The 22,366-nt window shown below is 70.3% G+C and carries 22 protein-coding genes; 9 read left to right on the top strand and 13 right to left on the bottom strand.

The window, feature by feature from the left end; translation table 11 throughout:
- Window positions 1–896 precede the first annotated feature (896 nt).
- The 6 genes from LTT61_RS27670 to LTT61_RS27695 form a co-directional block, all read right to left on the bottom strand.
- Window positions 897–1,793, bottom strand: a complete 897-nt coding sequence (locus LTT61_RS27670) for a hypothetical protein (RefSeq protein ID WP_233016942.1) — start codon at window positions 1,791–1,793, stop codon at window positions 897–899.
- A 77-nt stretch (window positions 1,794–1,870) separates the two neighbouring features.
- Complete coding sequence (locus LTT61_RS32835) at window positions 1,871–3,349, bottom strand: TerD family protein (RefSeq protein WP_332909210.1); 1,479 nt, start codon at window positions 3,347–3,349, stop codon at window positions 1,871–1,873.
- 104 nt (window positions 3,350–3,453) lie between these two features.
- On the bottom strand, window positions 3,454–3,927 hold the full coding sequence (locus tag LTT61_RS27680; RefSeq protein ID WP_233016943.1) for a hypothetical protein: 474 nt from the start codon (window positions 3,925–3,927) through the stop codon (window positions 3,454–3,456).
- A 137-nt stretch (window positions 3,928–4,064) separates the two neighbouring features.
- Window positions 4,065–4,937, bottom strand: coding sequence for a WXG100 family type VII secretion target (locus LTT61_RS27685; protein ID WP_233016944.1), 873 nt, complete (start codon window positions 4,935–4,937; stop codon window positions 4,065–4,067).
- Window positions 4,934–5,245 (bottom strand): hypothetical protein, encoded by a 312-nt coding sequence (locus LTT61_RS27690; protein WP_233016945.1) that lies wholly within the window; start codon window positions 5,243–5,245, stop codon window positions 4,934–4,936. The genes LTT61_RS27685 and LTT61_RS27690 overlap by 4 nt, the downstream gene beginning before the upstream one ends.
- Before the next feature lies 1 nt (window position 5,246).
- Window positions 5,247–5,942 (bottom strand): hypothetical protein, encoded by a 696-nt coding sequence (locus tag LTT61_RS27695; protein WP_233016946.1) that lies wholly within the window; start codon window positions 5,940–5,942, stop codon window positions 5,247–5,249.
- A 239-nt stretch (window positions 5,943–6,181) separates the two neighbouring features.
- Here LTT61_RS27695 and LTT61_RS27700 point away from each other — a divergent pair, with 239 nt between their 5' ends.
- The 3 genes from LTT61_RS27700 (at window position 6,182) to LTT61_RS27710 (ending at window position 9,243) form a co-directional block, all read left to right on the top strand.
- Window positions 6,182–7,384, top strand: a complete 1,203-nt coding sequence (locus tag LTT61_RS27700) for an argininosuccinate synthase (protein WP_233016947.1) — start codon at window positions 6,182–6,184, stop codon at window positions 7,382–7,384.
- Window positions 7,381–8,787, top strand: coding sequence for an argininosuccinate lyase (argH, locus tag LTT61_RS27705; protein ID WP_233016948.1), 1,407 nt, complete (start codon window positions 7,381–7,383; stop codon window positions 8,785–8,787). Before LTT61_RS27700 ends, argH begins: the two co-directional genes overlap by 4 nt.
- A 123-nt stretch (window positions 8,788–8,910) precedes the next feature.
- Window positions 8,911–9,243: a hypothetical protein gene (locus LTT61_RS27710; RefSeq protein ID WP_233016949.1), complete on the top strand. Its 333-nt coding sequence runs from the start codon at window positions 8,911–8,913 to the stop codon at window positions 9,241–9,243.
- 79 nt (window positions 9,244–9,322) lie between these two features.
- Here the strand turns inward: LTT61_RS27710 and LTT61_RS27715 are convergent, their stop codons facing one another.
- Together LTT61_RS27715 and idi are read right to left on the bottom strand one after the other, a co-directional pair.
- Window positions 9,323–9,673: a hypothetical protein gene (locus LTT61_RS27715; protein ID WP_233016950.1), complete on the bottom strand. Its 351-nt coding sequence runs from the start codon at window positions 9,671–9,673 to the stop codon at window positions 9,323–9,325.
- 193 nt (window positions 9,674–9,866) lie between these two features.
- The gene (idi, locus tag LTT61_RS27720; protein ID WP_233016951.1) at window positions 9,867–10,415 is read right to left on the bottom strand and encodes an isopentenyl-diphosphate Delta-isomerase; all 549 of its coding nucleotides are present in this window, start codon (window positions 10,413–10,415) and stop codon (window positions 9,867–9,869) included.
- A 202-nt stretch (window positions 10,416–10,617) separates the two neighbouring features.
- On the opposite strand from idi, the gene LTT61_RS27725 reads away from it, so the two are divergent.
- On the top strand, window positions 10,618–13,518 hold the full coding sequence (locus tag LTT61_RS27725; RefSeq protein ID WP_233021229.1) for an AMP-binding protein: 2,901 nt from the start codon (window positions 10,618–10,620) through the stop codon (window positions 13,516–13,518).
- Between the two features lie 52 nt (window positions 13,519–13,570).
- Window positions 13,571–14,170: a class I SAM-dependent methyltransferase gene (locus tag LTT61_RS27730; protein ID WP_233016952.1), complete on the top strand. Its 600-nt coding sequence runs from the start codon at window positions 13,571–13,573 to the stop codon at window positions 14,168–14,170.
- Window positions 14,171–14,219: 49 nt separating this feature from the next.
- On the opposite strand, the gene rffA is transcribed toward LTT61_RS27730, so the two are convergent.
- Window positions 14,220–15,359, bottom strand: coding sequence for a dTDP-4-amino-4,6-dideoxygalactose transaminase (gene rffA, locus LTT61_RS27735; protein WP_233016953.1), 1,140 nt, complete (start codon window positions 15,357–15,359; stop codon window positions 14,220–14,222).
- Entirely contained in the window at window positions 15,349–16,440 is a 1,092-nt protein-coding gene (locus LTT61_RS27740) for a glycosyltransferase (protein WP_233016954.1), read from the bottom strand. Before LTT61_RS27740 ends, rffA begins: the two co-directional genes overlap by 11 nt.
- A 202-nt stretch (window positions 16,441–16,642) precedes the next feature.
- Between LTT61_RS27740 and LTT61_RS27745 the strand changes: the two genes are divergently transcribed.
- Genes LTT61_RS27745 through LTT61_RS27755 form a run of 3 tightly spaced genes read left to right on the top strand, consistent with a single transcriptional unit; the run spans window position 16,643 to window position 19,576 of the window.
- Complete coding sequence (locus LTT61_RS27745) at window positions 16,643–18,844, top strand: hypothetical protein (protein WP_233021230.1); 2,202 nt, start codon at window positions 16,643–16,645, stop codon at window positions 18,842–18,844.
- Window positions 18,841–19,350: a GtrA family protein gene (locus LTT61_RS27750; protein ID WP_233016955.1), complete on the top strand. Its 510-nt coding sequence runs from the start codon at window positions 18,841–18,843 to the stop codon at window positions 19,348–19,350. The genes LTT61_RS27745 and LTT61_RS27750 overlap by 4 nt, the downstream gene beginning before the upstream one ends.
- 4 nt (window positions 19,351–19,354) lie before the next feature.
- On the top strand, window positions 19,355–19,576 hold the full coding sequence (locus LTT61_RS27755) for a Trm112 family protein (protein ID WP_233016956.1): 222 nt from the start codon (window positions 19,355–19,357) through the stop codon (window positions 19,574–19,576).
- 2 nt (window positions 19,577–19,578) lie between these two features.
- Here the strand turns inward: LTT61_RS27755 and LTT61_RS27760 are convergent, their stop codons facing one another.
- Genes LTT61_RS27760 through LTT61_RS27770 form a run of 3 tightly spaced genes read right to left on the bottom strand, consistent with a single transcriptional unit; the run spans window position 19,579 to window position 21,670 of the window.
- Complete coding sequence (locus LTT61_RS27760) at window positions 19,579–20,181, bottom strand: TetR family transcriptional regulator (RefSeq protein ID WP_233016957.1); 603 nt, start codon at window positions 20,179–20,181, stop codon at window positions 19,579–19,581.
- A complete protein-coding gene (locus tag LTT61_RS27765; RefSeq protein ID WP_233016958.1) occupies window positions 20,178–20,945 on the bottom strand; it encodes an ABC transporter permease in 768 nt (255 codons plus the stop codon). Before LTT61_RS27765 ends, LTT61_RS27760 begins: the two co-directional genes overlap by 4 nt.
- A complete protein-coding gene (locus tag LTT61_RS27770; RefSeq protein ID WP_233016959.1) occupies window positions 20,942–21,670 on the bottom strand; it encodes an ABC transporter ATP-binding protein in 729 nt (242 codons plus the stop codon). The genes LTT61_RS27765 and LTT61_RS27770 overlap by 4 nt, the downstream gene beginning before the upstream one ends.
- Window positions 21,671–21,707: 37 nt before the next feature.
- Here LTT61_RS27770 and LTT61_RS27775 point away from each other — a divergent pair, with 37 nt between their 5' ends.
- Complete coding sequence (locus LTT61_RS27775; protein ID WP_233021231.1) at window positions 21,708–22,355, top strand: DNA-3-methyladenine glycosylase; 648 nt, start codon at window positions 21,708–21,710, stop codon at window positions 22,353–22,355.
- The last annotated feature ends 11 nt before the right edge of the window (window positions 22,356–22,366 follow it).

A 22,366-nucleotide genomic window follows, 5' to 3' on the forward strand; every position in this document is an offset into this window, starting at 1 on the left:
CCCGGTGTGAAGACGGGGGACAAACGGCCCCTATCCGATCCGATTCCACCGCGCCCGCAGCGACCCCGATCGTGTCCGCGATCATGATCTGGGCGGTGGCCCGAATCGCCGCTTTCTCCCCGGTGATGGTCCACCGTGCCAGGGCCGGCACGTGAATGAGCCGGCGGTGCGGGCGCTCTGGTCACGAGATGGCGGGAGTGAGCGGTCGGGTCGTTCCCAGCGGCTCCGACGAGGTTCGGTCTATCGGTCCCGGTGACTTCTCATGCACCGTGGTGCTGATACAGCTGCTGTCGACGCATTTCTATCGGCACTCCGGTGGCATCGGCAAAACCGTATCCGGGGTGCGCCCGATCGTGCTTCCACTACGAGCGCGGCCAGCGAGGGTTCGCCTCTCGCTTCGCAGTCCCAGGAGAGAACGTCGAGCAGGCGGCCGAGACTTCGGTAATTGTAGAGCTCGTCGATTGCATGGGCGAGCCCTTTGTAGGTGATGGTTTGACCGGTCGCCGCGACAGCGATCAATGCCGCGCGCGCTCGAATTGATGCGTCCATCATTCGGTCTGTGATCCGCACTGGTGACGAGTCTGGACGCCATTCGAATGACAGATGGTCGCCCGTGACGAACCTCATTTTTGAATTACTGGCTGGTTTGGACACCGAATGCTCCCCTCCGTGTCGTTCCGATATATCAGTCAGAGCCTTTGCGGTCTGGGGCGATGCAACCGATAAAGATCCTTCCATCGTTACCCCAGCGCTCGAGGGTCGGTTGATCCCGGTCGAACCCGGGGACAATGATAACCACGTCGGACTCTACGGCCGCGTGACCGAGTCTGTTCTCTGATCGTGCAGCAGCCTCATGTACTGAACGGTCGGTGCTGTCGTCACCTTCTGCACGGATGTCAGTTGGTCTTGGTGTTCTTGAGGTGTCGGCCGATGTAGCCGATGTAGACCTGCCCGTCTCGAGTCCACCGGTCGAGGTAGTACCGCCGCTGATTCGGGTGCAGGAAGGTGCGCCATGCCTTGAAGTCGCCCTCCTCGATCACCCGGCGCAGCTCGTCGTTGTCGTCGACCAGGGTGAACTGCATCCTGGTCGCCGGATGGTCGAGCGCGGCGATGACCTGCTCGTTCTCGTCCAGGCTCGCGTCGACCGGCTGCTCGGTGAAGCCGAGCGCGTCCCTGATGTCCTCGATCGCGCGGCCGACCGCGAGCTCCAGCAGCGCGTTCTGCTGCCAGGCGACCTCGGTCGTCTGGGCCGCCGCCAGGATCGCGTCCTGGTCCGGCGCCGCCAGCGCCACCTCTGCGAGCTCCGGGTCGAGACCGAGCCGGTCCGTCAGATCGGCTGCGGTGAAGCCGATGTGGCTGAGGTAGCCGGTCGCGGGCCGGGTCGCCAGCCGGGTCAGCGCCCCGGTCGGGTCGGGGACCACCGTGCGCTTCTTGCGATCACCGTGGCCGTCCAGCTCGCCGACGATGCCCTCGAGCACCCCGTTCACCGGGTTCACCCGCAGGATCGACTTCTCCGCGAGCTGATTCGCCTCGTCGTGCTTCCAGGTGCCGAGGTAGATGTAGGTGGTCTCGACCGACCTGCCGTCGATCCGGAACATGATCGCCCGGTAGTTGAGATCGACCCGCCCGGTGCGGACGCGGGAATCCACCGCGCCCTTGATCGGCTCGATGTGCAGCCCCGGCAGCGTGTCGTCGGCACGCACCTTCTCGAAGAAGTCGTAGACCTTGTTCTTGATCGAGCCGTCGAGCCTCGGCATCGATTTGTTGTTGGTCGCCAGCACCACCAGCGCCATGCGCGCCACTCCCTCGCCTCGGTCACCCCCGCGTCCCGGCCGTGCTCGGCATGCGGTCGCTGTTCGTTCAGAGCATCCTAGGGGGAATGCCGGGCTGCAGGCAGGGGCGCGAGGTGGGGGCGCATGGCGGTCAGGTCGTAGTCGAGGGGGTCACGCAGCGGCGGCCGCAGGGGCGGAACCGTGATCGGCGGTCCGTCCAGGACGGCGGGGCTCGCCTCGTTCGCCTTGACGGCGTCGATCCGCACCTTCGCCGCGACCGACGAGCCGGTGATCTCGCCCCAACAGGCGGTGAGCAGCCCCCGCGTCTCCAGGTGCTGGATCATCGGCAGGAAACGCTGACTCGTCTGCGGCGTCAGCTGACCGACCCGCATGCCGTCGACGCGGACCTCGACGTGCGGCTTCGCCCGGCTGCCCGGTGTCGAGTTCTCGTGCAGGGTGACGAACAGCAGCCCGATGCCGCCCACCGGTACGAACCGGGACAGCGCCCCGAAGTGCTCGTGTTCCTTGGTCACCTGGACGATCCGCGAGCGGGGCAGCAGCGTGTAGGGGGCGTCCGGCGGGTCGTTGACGGGAATCGCGAGGACCGGCTCCTCCAAGCCGATGCGTACATCGGCGTCGACCTGGGTCCCGCCCTCCCAGTCGTCGTATTCGTGCAGCCGGATCGTGCTCGACGTGATGGGGAACAGCCCCGAGGCCACGATGCGCCGGAGCGGTGGAGCCCAGGTCTGCGCGTCGCCCGGCTTCAGGTACCCGATGGTGCGGCCCTCGGCGCGCACCGACACGCTCCACGGCCCGCGCGGGCCGTCCGGTTCGGGCACCAGCTGGACAGCGGGGGAGAGGTCGCCGTACCGGCCGGACCTCTCCGGCGGGTAGAGGCTGCGGATCGCGGGCAGGAACTCCTTCTCGATCGCCAGGTCGTAGCTCTGCCAGCTCCGGTTCTGCCCCCACAGCCGGTAGACCGGGTCGGCGGCGTACTCGATGCTCGGCGGCGCCACGTCGGGCGCGGAGACCTCCGGCGCGATGTCGTCGTCGGCCACCGAGACGCCGAAGTCGGTCGCCAGCCCGGCCAGCCCGGAATCCCAGCCCTGTCCCACCGCCCGCACCTTCCAGGTGTCGTCCCTGCGATAGATTTCCCCGAACAGGAACGCGGACTCCGTGGTGGCGTCGGCGGTGGCGAAGGTGGCCAGCGGCTCGCCGGCCTCGTCGAGAATGGTCAGCGAGAGTTCGCCGAGCGAGCCGAAAGTGCCGGTGTCGACGCTGCCGACCAGCGCTATGGTCCGGACATCGGCGGGGACCGCGGCCAGCCCGATATCGATCAGAGCCTGGCCGGCGGGCCCGCCCGCCCCGGCCCGGAACCGCACCGAGCCGTCGGCCGAGTGCGGCTGGTTGTAGAAGACGAAGTCGGCATCCGACCTGACCTTCTGATCGGCCCCGAGCAGGAGCGCGGAGGCATCCACCTCGGCGCCGGGGGCACCCCACCCGATGACCGCGACGACGTGGTGCACACCCGCCGGGATGACGAGGTTCTGTCCACGTTGCAGAATCGGAGACGTCACAGCGGAGACCATACTTGCTCGCCAATTGCTCTGCCCGGGAATGGTCTTGCGTCGGCCCGCCGGTGCCGGTTCGGGGCGGCGCCGGTCACGGTCGCCGCCAGCGCTCAGCGGGGAGGGGCGGTCGCAGGCGGATCGCCCGGCAGCTTGCCGATCAGTTCGTCCGTGTAGCCGAAGAAATAGTCGATTGCTTCGCGCAGGTTGTCATCGGTCATCACGAGATCGCCGGTGGCGGTGTGAGTCTGCGGGACAACTATCTCCAGCGCCGCGTTCCACTGGCCGACCCGGGCGGCCAGGAGCACCTGCCCGGAGTCGAACCACGGATTCCGCCGCCAGTCCCAGATCCAGAGTTCCCTGCCGTCCCGAACGGTCTTCTCGTAGCCCCTGTAGTTGCCGGTCGGATCGGGGTCGTCGGGGGAGTGTCGCAACCGGTAGTTGCCGACCCGCAGGCCGTCGCCGGTATTGACGAGAGCACACTCGCCCCATCGGGTGACGGTGGCGTCCGGGCTCAGGACCGGTGCCGTTCGCACGTTCACCGCGCCCAGGTCGCCGGTGAAGAAGTCGCGCACCGAGTCGCACACCTGCGCGACTCGTATCTGTGGCTCCGGGACGACCGTACCGTCGGGTTGTTCCACGGTGGAGCACCCCGAGAGCAGAGCGGCGAGGATTGTTGCCGCAGTGGCGATTCCAGGTGCGGTGCAGCGATTCGGTCTGCGCATCAGAGTTTCCAATCCGAGCTGTCACCATCGGTGACCGAGGCGTCTCCGATGGCATCGCGTACGGCGTCGACACCGGAGCCGTAACTGCTCACGACGGCAGGTGGCCACTGACCCGATGGCAAACCCCTCGGCGCAGCCACCGCGTCGTATATCTTGTTACCTTCGATCGTGTTCGTCGCGGCATTCGAAGCGATCGACGAGGCAAGATCGAGTACCAGTTTCTTCGATGCTTGAACCGCGCTGACCAGGTTCGACGATGCCGTGATGTATCCCATGGGGAAGTTGAAGGCCGACGATATATAGGAGCCCGTCAGGTTGGTCACCGTGGAGATCAGGTCCTGTATCTTGGTGGCCAGATCACTGTAGAGCGCGAGTTCGGCCTCGGCGACCTTGTCGAGGCTGTCAGCTATCTGCGTGGCCGCCTCGGCCAGCGATATGCATGCCAGGCTCTGCCGCTGGTGAATATCACGATAGCGGTTCGACGCATCGCCCTGCCATTCGGTATAGAGGACCGTCTCGGATATTGCCGTGAACGCGTTGTTGATGTCGCTCTTGACACTCCGCCACTGCGCAGCGTAATCGATGAAATCGACCGGAACATTCAGCCCCGGTTCCATTTCTGCGAGTTTGTCTCCGGTCTCGCCCAGTGTTGTATTTATTTCATCTCTGTTTCCCCATACCAGGTCGACCTGTCCCTCGGCCTGCACCAGGGCTGCGACGTTTCCGGTCGCCGCTGCGGCGGCGGCGCTCGTTCGGATCAAGGAGGCGAGGTTGCCGTGCCACTCCTGGACTTTGTTCGGCAGATCGTCTATCGAGATCTGACCCGACCTGATCGTGGCAATCTGTCGAATCAGCTCGTCCCGGCTGGTCATCTCGGGCCCTGGGTGTTCTGGATCGCGTGCGCCCCCGCCTCTTCGTTCGCCCGGTAGCTGTCGTGGGCCTGCTGCAGGACGTCCGCGATGTCGCTGAACAGTGCCCGGCCTTCACGCATCCTGTCGGTGAAGTAGCCCGGCGCCGGCCGGTAGTTGTCCAGGGCCAGTGCGAATGCCCCCGCCTTGTTCTCGGCGATGTTCAGCCCCATCGCCTTGGTCGCCGCGAGTTCGAAGTGGTGGGCGGCCTCCTCCCACTTCCGCACCGCGTGCTGCATCAAGTCCAGGGAGACAACTACCTTGTCGGACAACTCAGCTCATCCTCTCGTCGAAAAGCCGTTGGCGATGCCGATCGAGGCGGAACTCGAGGTCGGCGTTCGAGTAGCGGGAATAGTCGCCGCTCACGACGAAGCGGGGACGCAGGGCGCGGATGCGGTCGGCGCATCGAACGACGTCGTCGAAGACCCGGTGCGGTTCCACCGCTGCTGCCCACAGCGGCTGGATCTCGATCGAGAGGAGGTAATCCCGGTCCGCTCGGACAGTGGTCGCCGGCCCGTGGCGGAACAGGGTGCCCCCGTGTACTTCGTAGCGCTCGTTGGTCACAATCCTGCTCGATGCCGTCGTGAACTGTTCCCACGTCGTGGTCTCCGACAGGATGGTCATGATCGTGCGCTGGTCCGGCACCGCATTCTCCGAGACCTCGTGCGGGGTGGGGATCCGCTCGGCGGCGAACAGGGCGGTCATGCGCGTCTGCACCGCGAAGTGGTAGGCCCGCAGCAGTTCATCGCCGGTTTCGTGCGGTGCCACATGTCGCTGCCACCGCGCGTCGAACTCGATGCCGATCGGCAGGAGTCCTCGGTCCAACATCATGGACGCGAAAGCTGAACCGCTGGGCCGCGCATCCGCCTCGACGGGTGGTCGCTGGTTACCGCGAGGCTGCCTCAGCGGTTCGTCGTCCCAGAATTCGTCGGGGTCATCGTAGTGATTGAAGTGCCCGCTGATCGCCATCGTCGCTCACCCGAGCGCGTGGACAGTGCTGCTTACCTCGGCCATGGCTACCCCCCGGTACCTTCTGCGTCGCCATGGTTACCTTGCTCCCCCCGGACAACCCTGTCAAACGAGGGCGAACCGCCTGGGCGCAGTACTCTTCCCCGAACACCCCCACCCCCGCCGATGAATGACCTTGCAGACTCGTGCATAATCATTGAGAGCACCCCGCCGCACAGAAACCTAGGAGCACACACACCATGTCCGATCGCGTCGTACTCGCCTACTCCGGTGGCTTGGACACCTCCGTAGCCATCAGCTGGATCGGCAAGGAGACCGGCGCCGAGGTCGTTGCCGTCGCCATCGACCTGGGCCAGGGCGGCGAGGACATGGACGCGGTGCGGCAGCGCGCGCTGGATTGCGGCGCGGTCGAGGCGATCGTGGTGGACGCGCGGGACGAGTTCGCGAACGACTACTGCCTGCCGACGGTGCAGGCGAATGCGATGTACCAGGGCAAGTACCCGCTGGTGTCGGCGATCAGCCGGCCGCTGATCGTGAAGCACCTGGTGGAGGCGGCCAAGTTCCACGGGGCGTCGACGGTGGCGCACGGCTGCACCGGCAAGGGCAACGACCAGGTGCGGTTCGAGGTGGGGATCGGGGCGCTGGCGCCGGATCTGAACGTCATCGCGCCGGTCCGCGACTACGCCTGGACCAGGGAGAAGGCGATCGCCTTCGCCGAGGAGAACAAGCTGCCGATCAGCGTGACCAAGAAGTCGCCGTTCTCGATCGACCAGAACGTGTGGGGCCGTGCGGTCGAGACCGGGTTCCTGGAGGACCTGTGGAACGCGCCGACCAAGGACGTCTACGACTACACCGCCGACCCGACGGTGAACTTCGAGGCGCCGGACGAGCTCATCGTCAGCTTCGACAAGGGTGTTCCGGTGGCGATCGACGGGCGTCCGGTGTCGGTGCTCGAAGCCATCGTCGAGCTGAACAAGCGGGCGGGGCGGCAGGGCGTCGGCCGGCTGGACATGGTCGAGGACCGGCTGGTCGGCATCAAGAGCCGGGAGATCTACGAGGCGCCGGGCGCCATCGCGCTGATCACGGCGCACCAGGAGCTCGAGGCCGTCACGGTCGAGCGGGAGCTGGGGCGGTACAAGCGGCAGGTGGAGCAGCGCTGGAGCGAGCTGGTCTACGACGGCCTGTGGTACTCGCCGCTCAAGCGCGCGCTGGACGCCTTCGTCGCGGAGACCCAGGAGCACGTCTCCGGTGACATCCGGATGGTGCTGCACGGCGGCAACGTCGTGGTCAACGGCAGGCGCAGCGAGCAGTCGCTGTACGACTTCAACCTGGCCACCTACGACGAGGGCGACACCTTCGACCAGTCGCTGGCCAAGGGCTTCGTGCAGATCCACGGCCTCTCCTCGAAGGTCGCCGCGCGGCGCGACCTGAACCAGAAGTGAGCGGCGGCACCAATACCGGCGCGCTCTGGGGCGGCCGGTTCGCCGACGGCCCGGCCGCGGCCATGGCCGCGCTGAGCAAGTCGACGCACTTCGACTGGGTGCTGGCCCCGTACGACATCCGGGCGTCGAAGGCGCACGCCAGGGTGCTGCACAAGGCCGGGCTGCTCTCCGCGCCCGACCTGGAGGTCATGCTCACCGGGCTGGACGGGCTCGACGCCGACGTGGCCTCCGGCGCGTTCGGCCCGGCCGAGTCGGACGAGGACGTGCACGGCGCGCTGGAGCGCGGGCTGATCGAGCGGGTCGGGCCGGAGGTCGGCGGCAGGCTGCGCGCGGGGCGCTCGCGGAACGACCAGGTGGCGACGCTGTTCCGGATGTGGCTGCGGGACGCGGCCCGCCGGGTCGAGGCCGGGCTGCTGGACGTGGTGGACGCGCTGGTCGCGCAGGCCGAGGCGCACCCGGACGTGGTGATGCCGGGCAAGACGCACCTGCAGGCGGCGCAGCCGGTGCTGCTCGCCCACCACCTGCTCGCGCACGCGCACCCGCTGCTCCGCGATATCGACCGGCTGCGCGACTTCGACAAGCGGGCGGCGATCTCGCCGTACGGGTCGGGTGCGCTGGCAGGCTCCTCGCTCGGGCTGGATCCGGAGGCCATCGCGGCCGACCTGGACTTCCATGCGGCGGCGGCGAACTCGATCGACGCCACCTCGGCCCGCGACTTCGCGGCGGAGGCGGCCTTCGTGCTCGCCATGATCGGCGTCGACCTGAGCCGGATGGCGGAGGAGATCGTCGTCTGGAGCACGCCGGAGTTCGGCTACATCACGCTGGCCGACGCCTGGTCGACCGGGTCGTCGATCATGCCGCAGAAGAAGAACCCGGACGTCTCCGAGCTCACCCGCGGCAAGGCGGGGCGGCTGATCGGCAACCTCACCGGACTGCTCGCCACGCTCAAGGCGCAGCCGCTGGCCTACAACCGGGACCTGCAGGAGGACAAGGAGCCGCTCTTCGACTCGGTGGCCCAGCTGGAGCTGCTGCTGCCCGCCATCGCGGGGCTGGTCGGCACGCTCACCTTCCATCCGGAGCGGTTGGCCGCGCTGGCCCCGGCCGGGTTCACGCTGGCCACCGACATCGCGGAATGGCTGGTGCGGCAGGGTGTTCCGTTCCGGGTCGCGCACGAGGCGGCCGGTGGGTGCGTGCGGGTGGCCGAGGCGCGCGGGGTCGGGCTGGACGAGCTGACCGACGCGGAGTTCGCCGCGGTGGATCCGGCGCTCACCCCCGCGGTGCGCGAGGTGCTCACGGTGGCGGGGTCCATCGCGTCCCGAGACGCGAAGGGCGGTACCGCGGGTGTGCGGGTGGCGGATCAGCTCGCCGAGGTGAAGGCGGAGGTCGCGCGGCTACGCGGATAGGTCGCGGCCCGGCCGCGAAAGCCGCTGTCAGGACCTGTTTCTTGTCGGACCCTCCCGGTAGAATCGACAGTGTGTTCGAGCGCGAGTCCGTGCGTTCGACACCATCAGGGATGGGAGGGCCCCGTGACCGAATCCGCCACCGCCCGCATCGGAAGCGTCACCGAACTCCGCAGCGCGAGCCACCGCTACCGGCGGCCCGCGTCGGAGCCGCTCACGCCGTATACGCCGCTCGTCAGGCGCCCGCTGCCCGCGGGTAAGCCGAGGCACTGGTACATCACGCACAACCGCAGGCTCAAGGCCATGCGCCTGGCCATCGCGCTACTGGACGCCGGCACCTACCTGCCGACCCAGGCGAGCAACGAGAAGATCCGGCGCACCGCCGAGCAGGTCGGCATCCGGCCGCCGTCGGACGCCACCTGCCGGATGGTGCGCACCATGCTGCGCTACAGCCGGTAGCCGGAGACGACGCCGGCCGGGTGCGCTCAGCGCTACCCGGCCGGTATCCCGCGGGCCCGTCTGCCCGACGGGCGAGTTCTCAGGCCGCCACGGCGGCGGTCAGCTTGTCCAGCTCGGCCTCGGGGTCGGCCACGTCGACCACGAGCCGGGTGTACTCGCCACCGGCCAGATCGATCCGGATGGCGCGGCCGGTGAAGGTGGTGTCCCAGAACTCCTTGCGGCCCTTGCCCCGATAGGTGCCCGCGGCGATCACGCCGGGGAAGAAGGTACCGGGGGCGCGCACCCACGGCGGGCGCAGATCCACCTCGGCGGGGGTGATGGCCTCGATATCGGCGACGTCCAGAATCAGCTGCCCGCGCAGCGCCAGGATGCGGTGGCCGCCGAGCACGTGCAGCGTCACCGTCGACTCGTCCAGCTCCAGCTCGACCATCGGTAGACCTCCCGGTTGCGTCCCGCGCGATCAGGGGTGATCGCCGGTCGACACCCACTCTGGCCGGGGCTGCTGGCCTCGGGCTGAGGTCAGCCTGTGAGTTCCCCAAGTCTTTCGATCGTCGATACCGTGATATGCGCATCCAACGATGTGGATCGAGCCGAACCCGCGCCGGAAAAGACGCGGGGGGAGGTCAGCCGAGGGCGACGTCGAGGACGCCGGTGAGCCAGGGGGTGAAGTCGCCGGGGCGGGTGCGCAGCTCGGCGCGGAGTTCGTCGGGGGCGACCCAGCGCACCTCGGCGACCTCGGCGGGGTCGGGGCGCGGCACCTCGTGCGCCAGCGTCCCGGTGAGCACGTGGTCCCACTCGTGCTCGACCCGGCCGGTGCGCTCGTCGTCGGCGCGGTAGCTGTAGACGCCGCGCTCGGTGAGCCCGGTGGTCAGCCCGAGCTCCTCGACCAGCCGGACCGTCGCGGCGGCGACCACCGGCTCGCCGGGCGCCGGGTGGCCGCAGCAGGCGTTGGCCCAGAGCAGCGGGAACCTGGTCTTGACCGCGGCCCGGCGCTGCAGCAGCACCCGGCCCTCCGGGTCGAAGAGCACCACCGAGAAGGCGCGGTGCAGCCGGCCGGGCTGCTGGTGCGCCTCCAGCACGGGGCAGGCGCCGACGGCTTGCCCGGTCTCGTCGACGAGCTCGACGGGCAGGGTCTCACGGTCGGTGGCCGGCTGCTGCGCGATGTCGGTCATTTCTCCAGCCTATCGGCGAACGCGGATCACAGCCCGGCAGCACCTGGCCGGTGCCGTCGTAGCGCGGGGACATAATGGGTACGCGATGTGCGAAGCTCGATGGGGCACGTCGGATGCGTGTGAGAGCGGTCACGGTGAGGTACGGCCAGGAGCGATCGTGAAATTCGGTGTGCAGGGAATCGCCGGTTCGGTGCAGCGTCTGATGGCGACGGCACAGAACGGGCTCGAGGTGATCCGCTTCGGCGGGCTGACGCACGATGTGGAGTCGTCGCCCTTCGAGGTGGTCGAGCGCAGACGCATGTACCGGCTCAGGCACTACTTCCCGGACGAGGCCGCGGCGGGCCGCCCGGTGGCGCTGCTGGTGCCGCCGCTCATGGTCAACGCCGACATCTGGGACGTGGGCGCCGAGAACGGGGCGGTCGGGATCCTGAACCGCGGCGGCGTGGACTGCTGGGTGGTCGACTTCGGCTCGCCCGCCACCGAGGAGGGCGGCTGGCAGCGCGACCTGGCCGACCACATCCTGGCGATCAGCAGCGCCATCGACACCGTCACCGAGGCCACCGGCAGCGACGTGCACCTGATGGGGTACTCGCAGGGCGGCATGTTCGCCTACCAGACCACCGCCTACCGCTACGGCAAGGGCGTCGAGAGCATCGTGACCTTCGGCAGCCCGGTCGACATCGTCAACGGCATGCCGTTCGGGCTGCCGTACGGCATGGTCTCCGAGGCCGCCGACTTCGTCGCCGACCATGTGCTGAACCGGCTGCCGATCACCGACTCCATGGTGCGCATCGGCTTCCAGCTGCTCGACCCAGTGAAGACCGCCAAGTCGCGGATCGATTTCCTGCGCCAGCTGCACGACCGCGAGGCGCTGCTGCCCAAGGAGCGGCAGCGCCGCTTCCTGAACAGCGAGGGCTGGGTCGGCTACGCCGGACCCGCAGCGGCCGACCTGCTCAAGCAGTTCGTGGCGCACAACCGGATGATGTCCGGCGGTTTCGTGATCCGCGACCACCCGGTCTCGCTGGCCGAGCTCCGCTGCCCGATCCTCGCCTTCGTCGGCGAGGTGGACGACATCGGCCAGCCCGGCGCGGTGCGCGGCATCGTGCGCGCCGCCCCGCACGCCGACGTCTACGAGGCGACGCTGCTGGCCGGGCACTTCGGCCTGGTCGCAGGCTCGACCGCGAGCAACCGCACCTGGCCGCTGGTGCGCCAGTGGATCGACTGGCTCGACCGCGAGCGCACCCTGCCGCCCGACATCGCGCCGATGTCGGAGTACGTGGCGTCGAACGCGCCGCGCTCGGCGGCGGCCCGCGCCATCCACACCGCCGGTTCGCTGGTGGAGGCGGGCACCGGGCTCGGCAAGGCGCTGGAGAATCTGGCGTCGGGGGCGATGAAGGGCTCGGTGGAGCTGGTCGGCGAGGCCGCGCGGGCGCTGCCCCGGCTCACCCGGCTCGGCACCATCCAGCCGCACACCAGGATCTCGCTGGGCAGGCTGCTCGCCGAGCAGGCGAACCGGGCGCCGAACCGCGACCTCTTCCTCTTCGACGACCGGGTGCACACCAACGAGGCGGTGAACGCCAGGATCGACAATGTGGTCCGCGGGCTGATCTCGGCGGGCGTCCGCCCGGCCAATCGGATCGGCGTGATCATGGAGACCAGGCCGAGCGCGCTGGCCACCGTCGCCGCGCTCTCCCGGCTCGGCGCGGTCGCGGTGCTGCTCGCGCCGGGCGGTGAGCTGAAGCGCGCGCTCGCGGTGACCGGGGTGCGCACCGTGGTGAGCGATCCGGAGAACCTGCGCCAGGCCGCCGCCACCGGGGCGCGCGTGCTCGTGCTCGGCGGCGGCGCCGACCGCGAGCTGGAGATTCCGGCCGGTGGCGACGTCACCGACCTGGAGCAGATCGACCCGGCCGCCGTCCCGCTGCCCGGCTGGTACACCCCGGACCCGGGGCTGGCCCGCGAGGTGGCCTTCGTGCTGGTGATCGGTACCGGCGATCGGCTGGAGACGAAGTACATCACCAACCACCGCTGGGCGCTCTCCGCCTTCGGCACCGCGACCTCGGCCGACCTGGATCGCCGGGACACGGTGTACTGCCTGGCGCCGCTGCACCACTCGTCCGGGCTGCTGGTCAGCCTGGGCGGCGCCATCGCCGGCGGCAGCCGGATCGCGCTGGCCCGCTCGCTCGACCCGCACCGGTTCGGCGAGGAGGTACACCGCTACGGCGTCACGGTGGTCACCTACACCTGGACGATGATGCGCGACATCCTGGACGCCGAGGTGTTCCCGAAGGGGCATCGGCACCCGATCCGGCTCTTCATCGGCTCCGGCATGCCCGCCGGGCTGTGGCGGCGCACGGTCGAGCAGTTCGAGCCGGCCCGGGTGCTGGAGTTCTACGCCTCGATCGAGGGCGAGGTGGTGCTCGCCAACGTCAGCGGCGTCAAGCACGGCTGCAAGGGCAGGCCGGTGCCGGGCACGGCCAGGGTCGAGCTGGTCGCCTACGACCCGATCGCGGAGGAGGTCCTGGTCGACGAGTCCGGCTACGGCAGGCGCTGCGCGGACAACGAGGTCGGGCTGCTCATCGGCAAGGCCGCGGACAGCGTCGACCTCTCCACCGGCGGGCTGCGCGGTGTCTTCGCGCGCGGCGACTCCTGGATGCCGACCGAGAACCTGTTCCGCCGCGATTCCGACGGCGACTACTGGCTCATGGACCGCCGCGACACGGTGATCCACGGCAAGCGCGGCCCGATCTACTCGCAGCCCATCGTCGACGTGCTGAACGACATCGGCGCGGTGGACATGGAGGTCGCCTACGGCCTGCCGGACGGCGGGCACTGCCTGGCGGTGGCGGCGGTGAGCGTGCGCGACGGGTACCGGCTGGAGCCCAAGGACGTCACCGAGGCGCTGCGCGCGCTCGACCCGGACCAGCGCCCCGACATCGTGCACGTGGTCCCGGAGATCCCGCGCAGCGCCACCTTCCGGCCGTCCACGCGGGCGGTCCGGGAGACAATGCCGCCGAGGCCGGGGCCGGACACCTGGTACTACGACCGGGAGTCCGAGAGCTACGAGGTGCTCACCGAGGCCGAGGCGGGGCGGCTGCCCGGATGATGGCGAAACCCGGCGTGCGCGAGCGGATCCGGGGATGGCATAGTCGGGGCCCGTGAGCACCAGCCTCATCTACCGCAACGGCATGGTCTACGGCGTTCTGATGCGCGCCCTGTACGGGCGGCACTACCCGGACCGGTTCCGTGCCGTCGCGGCCGAGATTCCGCACGGCGCCTCGGTGCTCGACCTGTGCTGCGGCCCGTCCACGCTCTACACCCGGTACCTGCGCGACCGGGAGGTGGATTACCACGGGCTCGACCTGAACGAGCGCTTCGTCGCCGACGTGCGCAAGGCCGGGGGCCGCGCCGACGTCTGGAATCTGGGCGACGGCGCCCCGCTGCCCGCCGCCGATGTGGTGCTGATGCACGCCAGCCTCTACCACTTCCTGCCCGACGCGTCGCCGGTCGTCGACCGCATGCTCGCCGCCGCCCGCGACCGGGTGGTGCTCGCCGAGCCGGTGCGCAACATGGCCAGCAGCGACAACAGGCTGCTGGCCGCGCTCGGCAAGCGCTACACCGACGCGGGCGACGGCGCCAAGGCGAACCGCTACACCGAGGAGACGCTGGACGCGCAGCTCGGCCGCTACGCCGACCGGGTCGTCAAGCAGACGCTGATCGCGGGCGGCCGGGAGAAGCTCTACGTCCTCGAGCCGTAGCTGCTCCGCCCGGGGGGCGGCCGGAGCAGCGGCGCCCGCGTCGAGCTCGTCAGACCGTGAACGCGGTCACCGCGTCGATCACCCTGGCGACCTGCTCGTCGGTGAGATCCGGCCAGAGCGGCAGCCGCAGCACCGTCGCGGAGAACTCCGCGCTGTGCGCGCACGGCACCGGCGTGCGGCCGAGCTTGAGCCCGGCCGGGCTGGAGTCCAGCGGCACGTAGTGGAACGGCGCGGAGACGCCGAGCCCGGCGAGGTGCCGGATCAGGTCGTCGCGCAGCTGCTCGGAGGGGGCCCGCAGGTAGTAGAGGTGCGCGGTGTGCGCCCGGTCCTCCGGCACCGTCATGAGCCGGATGTCGTTGCGCCGCGCCCACTCCGGCAGCGCGGTGGCGTAGGCGTGCCACACCCGGTGCCTGCCGGTCTGGATCAGGTCGAACTCGTCGAGCTGGGCATCGAGCACGGCGGCGTTCAGCTCGCTCGGCAGGTAGCTGGAGCCGATGTCCTGCCAGGAGTACTTGTCCACCGCGCCGCGCAGGAACCGGGCCCGGTCGGTGCCCTTCTCCCGGATGATCTCGGCGCGCGCCATCAGGATCTCGTCCCGGAGCAGCAGCGCGCCGCCCTCGCCGCAGTGCACGTTCTTGGTGTCGTGGAAGCTCAGCGTGCCGAGCGTGCCCAGGGTGCCGAGCGGCCTGCCGCGCCAGCGCCCGCCGAGGCCGTGCGCGTTGTCCTCGACCACCGCGAAGCCGTGCGCGGCCGCGAGCTCGAGCAGCCCCTCCATGTCCGCCGCGACGCCGCCGTAGTGGATGACGACGACGGCCTTGGTGCGCGGGGTGACCACCCGCGCGACCGCGGCCGGGTCGAGGTTGCCGGTCGCCGGATCGATGTCGGCGAAGACGCAGGTGGCCCCGCGCAGCGCCATCGAGGTCGCGGTGGAGGTGAAGGCGAAGCTCGGGACGATCACCTCGTCGTCCGGGCCCAGCTCGAGCAGTAGCCCGGCCATCTCCAGCGCCGAGGTGCAGGAGGTGGTGAGCAGCGCGTGCGGCGCCTCGGTGATCGCCTTCAGCTTGGCGGTGGCCGCCGCGGTGAAGGGCCCGTCGCCGTGGCTGTGGTCGGAGCCGAGCACCGCCTCCAGGTTGGCGAGTTCGCGCTGCGCGCGGTGCGGGCGGCTGAAAAGGATGCGCTCAGTGCTCAACCTGCTCGACCTCCCTGGTCGTGATGGTCTCCCCGGCACGGTCGAGCCGGGGGATGGGCGAGCGCACGGTCAGGTACAGCGGCTTGCCGACCAGGATGTGCAGCGCGACCCCGAGGTACTCGGCGATCAGCCCGAGCGAGAAGAGCGTCGCCCCGGAGCAGAGCAGCACCACCACGATCATCGACGCCCAGCCCTCCGGCGCCCAGTCCTCGGTGGTCATCGCCTCCCAGACCACGACGCCGGCGACCACCACACCGGCCAGCGCCAGCGTCACCCCGAGCAGGCTGACCAGCCGCAGCCCGCGGGTTCCGCTGCACAGCACCATCTTCCAGAACAGCGAGAAGAGCCTGCGGTAGTTGTAACCGGAGTCCTCGCGGCCCTCGGCGCGCAGCACCACCGGCACCTGCGCCACCGCGCCGACCACCCAGGAGAGCGCGACGTCCAGGTAGGCGCCGTTGGAGGCGACGTCGGCGAGGCTGCGGCCGATGTCGCCGCGGATCAGCCGGAAGCTCTCGAACCGGGTGGAGTCGGGGAAGGCGAAGAGCGTGGCGAGCACCAGCTTGGCGCCGCGCGAGGTCAGGTTGCGCAGGAAGCCGTGCGGCCGGGTGTTGCTCGGCTTGGAGTAGACCAGGTCGGCGCGCTCGCCGAGCGCCGCGTCCAGGAAGGCGGGGACGAAGGCCGGGTCGTGCTGGCCGTCCTCGTCCATGGTGACGATCCAGTCGCCGCGGGCGGCTGCCATTCCGGCGATGGTGGCGGCGTCCTGCCCGTAGTTGCGGCTCAGCCAGATCGGGCGCACCTGGGGGTAGCGCCGCTCCAGCTCCTGCAGCACCACGTCGGAGCGGTCCGGGCCGTGGTCGTGCACCAGCAGGATCTCGTCGACGACGAAGAGCGCGCCGCCGGGGGTGGTGTCCGCCGCGGCGAGCCGGTCCAGCTCCGCGACCAGCGCCCCGATGGTGTCCTCACCCCGGTAGACCGGGACGACCACGGAGATCGAGTGCGGCCGGTCGACGCCGGGCCGGGCGAGCTCGCCGTGCGGCGCGGCCTCGACCGGACGGGGGGAACGAGCGGAGGGAATCGGCATCAGCTGGATCGACTTTCGACAACGGTGCGTGCCGGCAACTCCCCGGCGGGGGAGGCGGACCCGAGACGTCCGGAACTCTAACACGGTGCGGTAACGGTCCCCGCGCCCGTGCGGGCCGCCTTCGGGCGGTTGCCGCGCCACCGGCGCACGGTATGGTCTGGAACTCGTGACCGACAGTGCAGTACCGGAGCCGCGCCGGAATGTGTACCGGTGGGGCCTCGTCACCATCCTCGGTGTGATCGCGGGCTATGCCGCCGTCCTGCTGGCCAATGCCAGGCATTACTACACCGACGACACCGAATCGCAGTACACCGCGCTCTGGGTCGGGCTCGGCCGTTCGCTGCGGGACGGCGTCTTCCCGGTGATGGTGCCCGAGCAGTGGATGGCCGGGAACAACACGATGGACGACGCGGGGCTGTTCAACCCGCCGCAGCTGCTGATCGACCTGATCGCGCCCTCGATCGACAACGTCGCGGTGTACGCCACCGTGGTCAAGCTGGTCTTCGCGATCATCGCCGCGCTCGGTGTCTACCGGATCGCGCTGGTCTACGGCGCGCGGCCGGTGTGGTCGGCGGTGGCGGGCGTCGCCTTCCCGCTCTCCGGCTTCTTCCTCTTCTTCGACCAGGCCAGCTGGATGACGGCGCTCACCGGCACCGCCTGGCTGGTGCACGCCTGGGCCTCGTCGGTGCGCTACACCCGCGGCATCGGCGGCCCGATCCCGGTCTTCGTCTTCCTCTACCTGACGATCACCACGCAGTACATCTTCCCGGCGGTCGAGGCGGTGCTCATGCTGGCCGCGGTCGCCGTCGGCGAGCTGGTCTACCAGCGGCGCTGGCAGCCGATCGCCCGGCTCACCGCGGTCGCCGCCTGCGCCGGGCTGGCCGGGCTGATCGCCTTCCTGCCGAGCATGCTCTCGGCCAAGGTCACCTGGCGCGGCACCGCGCAGATCATCAACGACCAGTTCCTCACCGTGCCCTGGTCGGAGTCGCTGAACGCCAGCCTGCCCAGCGCGCTGCCCGCCTTCACCTCCTGGTGGAGCTACGTGCACCCGATGCCGGTCACCTACATCGCCTGGTTCCTGATCCCGGCGCTGGCCTTCATCGACTGGACGAAGGCGCGCGGCGCCTGGCGCGAGCTCAGCGCGGTGGCGCTCTTCGCGATCATGATGCTCATGTGGACCGCGGGCCCCGGCTCGGTGGGGCCGCTGCGCTGGCCGGTCCGGGTGCTGCCGATGCTCGCCATCGGGCTGCTCGTGCTGGTCTGCGTGCTGATCGGCCGCTTCGGCACGGTCCGCGAGTGGCGGCCGCGCGCGATCGCCGCCGCCGTGCTTGTCTTCGCGCTGCTGGTGCGCTCGTTCTCCGCCGACCCGGCGCGGGTGGTCTGGCACCTGCTCGCCGCCGCCGCGCTGCTCGCGCTCGGCGCGGGCGTGGTCTACCTGGGCCGCACCCGCGGCACCGCGTTCGCCGGCGCGCTGACGCTGCTCGCCATGTTCCCCATCGCCTACTTCCAGGTGGACGCCGCGCAGCCGACGCCGATGGCGTGGAATCTGCCCGCCCACCGCTCGGACGCGCAGAAATCCTTCCCCGACTTCCCCGGCACCACCCTGCAGCTCGGTGACCGCGGCCTGCTGCAACCGCAGGACAAGAGCGTCGACGGCGCCTACGGCTCGCTGGTGTTCGGCAACTACGCCCGCGCCGTCGAGCTCGACTACGTCAACGGCTACACCCCGAGCGGCCACTTCTACTTCGGCGAGCTGCTCTGCATGCGCTGGGACGGCAGCGTCTGCCCGGACGCCTACCGCCGCATGTTCGCGCCCGAGCCGAGCACCGGCCGCCCCCTGGTCGACCTGATGAACGTCGACCGGGTCACCCTGCAGAAGGCGCTCTTCCCCGACGCCGGGCTGAACCCGGCTCCCGAGGGCTGGAAGTGGGTCGACTACCCCGGCAATGCCCGCTACATCTGGGTGCTGGAGCGGGAGAACGGCCTGATCTCCACCGTGAACGGGCGGATCTCGAACAGCGCGGGCGTCACCGCGACCTCGCTCGGCGAGACCGACACCACCAGCCGGGTCCGGGTCAGCTCGGCGGCGGGCGGCAAGGTCACCTTCGCGAGGCTCGGCTGGCCCGGGTACCGCGCGACGCTGAACGGCAGGGACATCCCGATCACCACGGTCGCGAAGTCGTTCATCGCGATCGACGTCCCCGCGGGCACCGAGAACGCCGAGCTGGAGCTGACCTGGCGCCCGCCGGGCTGGAAGATCGGCATCGGCACCGCCGTCATCGGGCTGGCCGGGCTCGGCGTCCTGCAGTGGGGTTACCTCCGCTCCCGCCGCCGCGACGAGCCCGACACTGTCGCGACCCCCGCCGGCGAGCCGGACCGGCCGCTGGCGGACGTCGCGCCGTGAGCGAGGACCGAGCAGCGCCGCCGGGCCCGGCGCACCCCGTCGCCCCGCTCGGCGGCCCCGCTGCGGTCGAGGTCGCCGCGGGGGAGCAGCCCGAACCCGGGCTCCTGCTGCGCCTGGTGCGCCGCCAGGAGGTCGGCTTCGCGCTGATCGGCGGCTTCAACACCGTCTTCGGCATGGCGCTCACCCTTTTCTGGCTCTGGTTCCTGCCGGACTCCTGGCCCGCCGCGATCTCGGTGGTCTTCGCCTACGCCGTCGGCACCACGACGGCGTTCGCCCTGCACCGCACCCTGGTGTTCCGGGTGCGTGGCCGAATGCTGCGCGACTTCCTCGGCTTCGTCGCGGTGAACTCCGGTGGCCTGCTGCTGAATGTCGTCCTGCTCTCGCTCGCCGTCGACGTGCTGGCGCTGCCGGAGATCCCGTCCACCGTCGCGGTCATGGCGCTGGTCGCCGTGGTGAGCTTCTTCGGGCACCGGCACATCTCGTTCCGCCGGACCGAGGTAGGTTGACCCCATGCCCGAGCAGTACACCCTCGACCCGACCCTGCTGAGCCTGCTGGCCTGCCCGGAGGACAAGGGCCCGCTCCGGCTGGTGCGCACCGCCGACGGCGGCACCGTGCTCTACAACGAGCGGCTGGCCCGCGCCTACCCGATCGACGGCGGCATCCCGGTGCTGCTCATCGACGAGGCACTGCCGGTGAGCGCCGCCGAGGCGGCCGCCTTCACCGATGCCTGAGCTCAGCCCAGCTCACCGGTGAGGTAGCGCTGCACGGTCGGCCCGATCGCCGCCACCACCGCGTCCACCGGCATGGAGGCCAGCGGCTCCAGCTCGATCACCTTCCTGGTGATCAGCACGCCGAGCATCTGCGAGGCGACCAGCGCGACCCGCCCGCTGCCGTCGTCGGTCTCGGTGGCGATCCTGGCCCGCACCCGCTCCAGCGCCACCTCGACGAAGAAGCTGCGCGCCAGCCCCGGATCGGTGCCGGCCACCATCGTGCGCAGCACCGCGACCGCCGCGCTGCCCAGCTCGGAATCCCAGAGCGTCAGCAGCGTGCGCACCATGGTCGCCCCGAGTTCGTCCAGCGGCGCCGCGCCGAACACCCGCATGACCACCTCGGGGTCGATCGGCAGCTCCACCACCGCGGCGAAGAGCTGCCGCTTGCTGCCGAAGTAGTGGTGCACCAGCGCCGGGTCCACCCCGGCGTCCCCGGCGACGGCCCGGATCGAGGTCCCGTCGAACCCGTTCGTACTGAACCGCTTCCTGGCCGCGTCCAGGATCGCCGCGCGCGCCCCCGAGTTGCCCGGACGCCGCCCGGAGCGGCTCTGCGTCTCGCCGCTCACGCGGTGCGGCGGCGTAGCGTCGCCGCACCCAGCCCGAGCGCGACCACCGCGAAGGCGGCGACGACCGTCAGATCCCGCCACATCTTCCCGGTCGGCTCCGGATGGATCGCCACCTCCTGCAGCGCGTCCACCGCGTAGCTGAGCGGCAGCACATTGCTCACCGCCTCCAGCCAGCCCGGCAGCTGCCCGCGCGGGACAAGCAGCCCGCACAGGAAGATCTGCGGCGCCACCACCACCGGCATGAACTGCACGGCCTGGAACTCGGTGCGCGCGAAGGCGCTCGCCAGCAGCCCGAGCGCGACCCCGAGCACCGCGTCCAGCACCGCGATCAGCATCACCCAGCCGGGGTTGCCCGCCGCGTTCAGCCCGAGCAGCACGAACGCCACCAGGCAGGCCACCCCCGCCTGCGCCGCCGCGGCGAGCGAGAAGGCGGTGCCATAGCCGCCGAGCAGGTCGAGTTTGCGCAGCGGCGTGGTGAGCAGCCGCTCCAGCGTGCCCGAGCTGCGCTCGCGCTGCATGGCGATGGCGGTGATCAGGAACATGACGATGAACGGCAGGATGCCGAGCATGCTGATCCCGACCCGGTCGAAGAGCGACGACTGCGCCTGTGGCGGGGTGGGAACGTCCTGGTAGACGAAGTACAGCAGCGCCATCAGCACCGCGGGCACCACCAGGATCATGGCGACGGTCCTGCGGTCGTTGCGCAGCTGGCGCAGGATGCGGCCGGTGGTGGCGGCGTAGGGACGCAAGGTCTGGGCGCTCATGCGGTCACTCCGGTCGTGATGAGGTTCAGAAAGGCGGATTCCAGGTTCTGCTCACCGGTGCGGGCGCGCAGCTCGGCGGGGGAGAGCTCGGCCAGCAACCTGCCCTCGCGCATCAGCAGCAGCCGGTCGCAGTGCTCGGCCTCGTCCATGACGTGGCTGGAGACCAGCAGCGTCGTCCCCGCCGCGGCCAGCGCCGCGAACTGCTTCCACAGCTCGACCCGAAGCACCGGATCCAGCCCGACGGTCGGCTCGTCCAGCACCAGCAACTCCGGCTGCGCGACCAGCGCGCAGGCCAGCGAGACCCTGGTCTTCTGCCCGCCGGAGAGCGCGTCGCCGCGGTTGCCCGCGCGCTCCTCCAGCCCGACCGCCGCGATCGCCTCGTCCACCGCGACGGCATCGCGCCCGTAGACCGCGGCGTAGTAGGCGACGTTCTCCCGGACGCTGATGTCGCTGTAGATGCTCGGCGCCTGGGTCACGTACCCCACGGCGGCCCGCAGCGCCGCCGACCCCGCGGGCCGCCCGAGCACGGTCACGCTGCCGCCCTGCACCAGCTGGGTGCCGACGATCGCGCGCATGAGCGTGCTCTTCCCGCAGCCGGACGGCCCGAGCAGCCCGGTGATCGACCCGCGCGGAATGGTCAGCGCGATTTCGTGCAGCACCGGCCTGCCGCCACGCCGGACATCCAGGCCGTCGATCCGGACGGCGGGTTCGGAGGAGTCGGGCATCTCGCCTCTATTCATCGAGTGTTGAATTCACTGTGTGATGAATTTACGCCCGGATCGGGACTCGGCACAACCGTTCGGCACAATCGGCCCGGTGCAGGAACTCGTCACCGACCCGCCCACCGCCGCCCGCCGCCTGCTCGGCGCCACACTCCGGTCCGGCCCGGTGGAGCTGCGGATCGTGGAGGTGGAGGCGTACGGCGGCGACCAGGCGGGCCCGTGGCCGGACCCGGCCTCGCACTCCGCGCGCGGCCGGACCGCGCGCAACGCCGTCATGTTCGGCCCGGCCGGCGCGCTCTACGTCTACCTCAGCTACGGAATGCACTTCTGCGCGAACGTCACCACCGGCCCCGACGGCACCGCCGGCGCCACCCTGCTCCGCTCCGGCGAGGTGATCGCCGGGCTCGACATCGCCCGCTCCCGCCGCCCGGCCGCCCGCACCGACGCCGCGCTGGCCCGCGGCCCGGGCAATCTGGGCAGCGCGCTCGGGCTGAGCTTGGCCGACTACGGCACCGACCTCACCGACCCGGGCGCCGCGATCAGGCTGGAACTCGGCCCCCCGCTCCCGGACGCGGCCGTCGCGGCGGGGCCGCGGGTCGGGGTGAGCCTGGCCGCCGACGTCCCGTGGCGCTTCTGGCTCCCCGATTCCCCCGCCGTCTCCGCCTATCGCCGCAGCCCGCGCGCGTAGCTCAGCACGGC

The organism is Nocardia asteroides (genome assembly GCF_021183625.1).
GTDB lineage: Bacteria > Actinomycetota > Actinomycetes > Mycobacteriales > Mycobacteriaceae > Nocardia > Nocardia asteroides_A.

Bases quoted from the DNA above. Each gene is read 5' to 3' on its own strand.
- LTT61_RS27670 (WP_233016942.1), bottom strand. From the start codon at position 1,793: ATGGCGCTGGTGGTGCTGGCGACCAACAACAAATCGATGCCGAGGCTC.
- LTT61_RS27685 (WP_233016944.1), bottom strand. From the start codon at position 4,937: ATGACCAGCCGGGACGAGCTGATTCGACAGATTGCCACGATCAGGTCG.
- LTT61_RS27695 (WP_233016946.1), bottom strand. From the start codon at position 5,942: ATGGCGATCAGCGGGCACTTCAATCACTACGATGACCCCGACGAATTC.
- LTT61_RS27700 (WP_233016947.1), top strand. From the start codon at position 6,182: ATGTCCGATCGCGTCGTACTCGCCTACTCCGGTGGCTTGGACACCTCC.
- LTT61_RS27715 (WP_233016950.1), bottom strand. From the start codon at position 9,673: ATGGTCGAGCTGGAGCTGGACGAGTCGACGGTGACGCTGCACGTGCTC.
- idi (WP_233016951.1), bottom strand. From the start codon at position 10,415: ATGACCGACATCGCGCAGCAGCCGGCCACCGACCGTGAGACCCTGCCC.
- LTT61_RS27725 (WP_233021229.1), top strand. From the start codon at position 10,618: ATGGCGACGGCACAGAACGGGCTCGAGGTGATCCGCTTCGGCGGGCTG.
- LTT61_RS27740 (WP_233016954.1), bottom strand. From the start codon at position 16,440: ATGCCGATTCCCTCCGCTCGTTCCCCCCGTCCGGTCGAGGCCGCGCCG.
- LTT61_RS27755 (WP_233016956.1), top strand. From the start codon at position 19,355: ATGCCCGAGCAGTACACCCTCGACCCGACCCTGCTGAGCCTGCTGGCC.
- LTT61_RS27765 (WP_233016958.1), bottom strand. From the start codon at position 20,945: ATGAGCGCCCAGACCTTGCGTCCCTACGCCGCCACCACCGGCCGCATC.
- LTT61_RS27770 (WP_233016959.1), bottom strand. From the start codon at position 21,670: ATGCCCGACTCCTCCGAACCCGCCGTCCGGATCGACGGCCTGGATGTC.
- LTT61_RS27775 (WP_233021231.1), top strand. From the start codon at position 21,708: ATGAATTTACGCCCGGATCGGGACTCGGCACAACCGTTCGGCACAATC.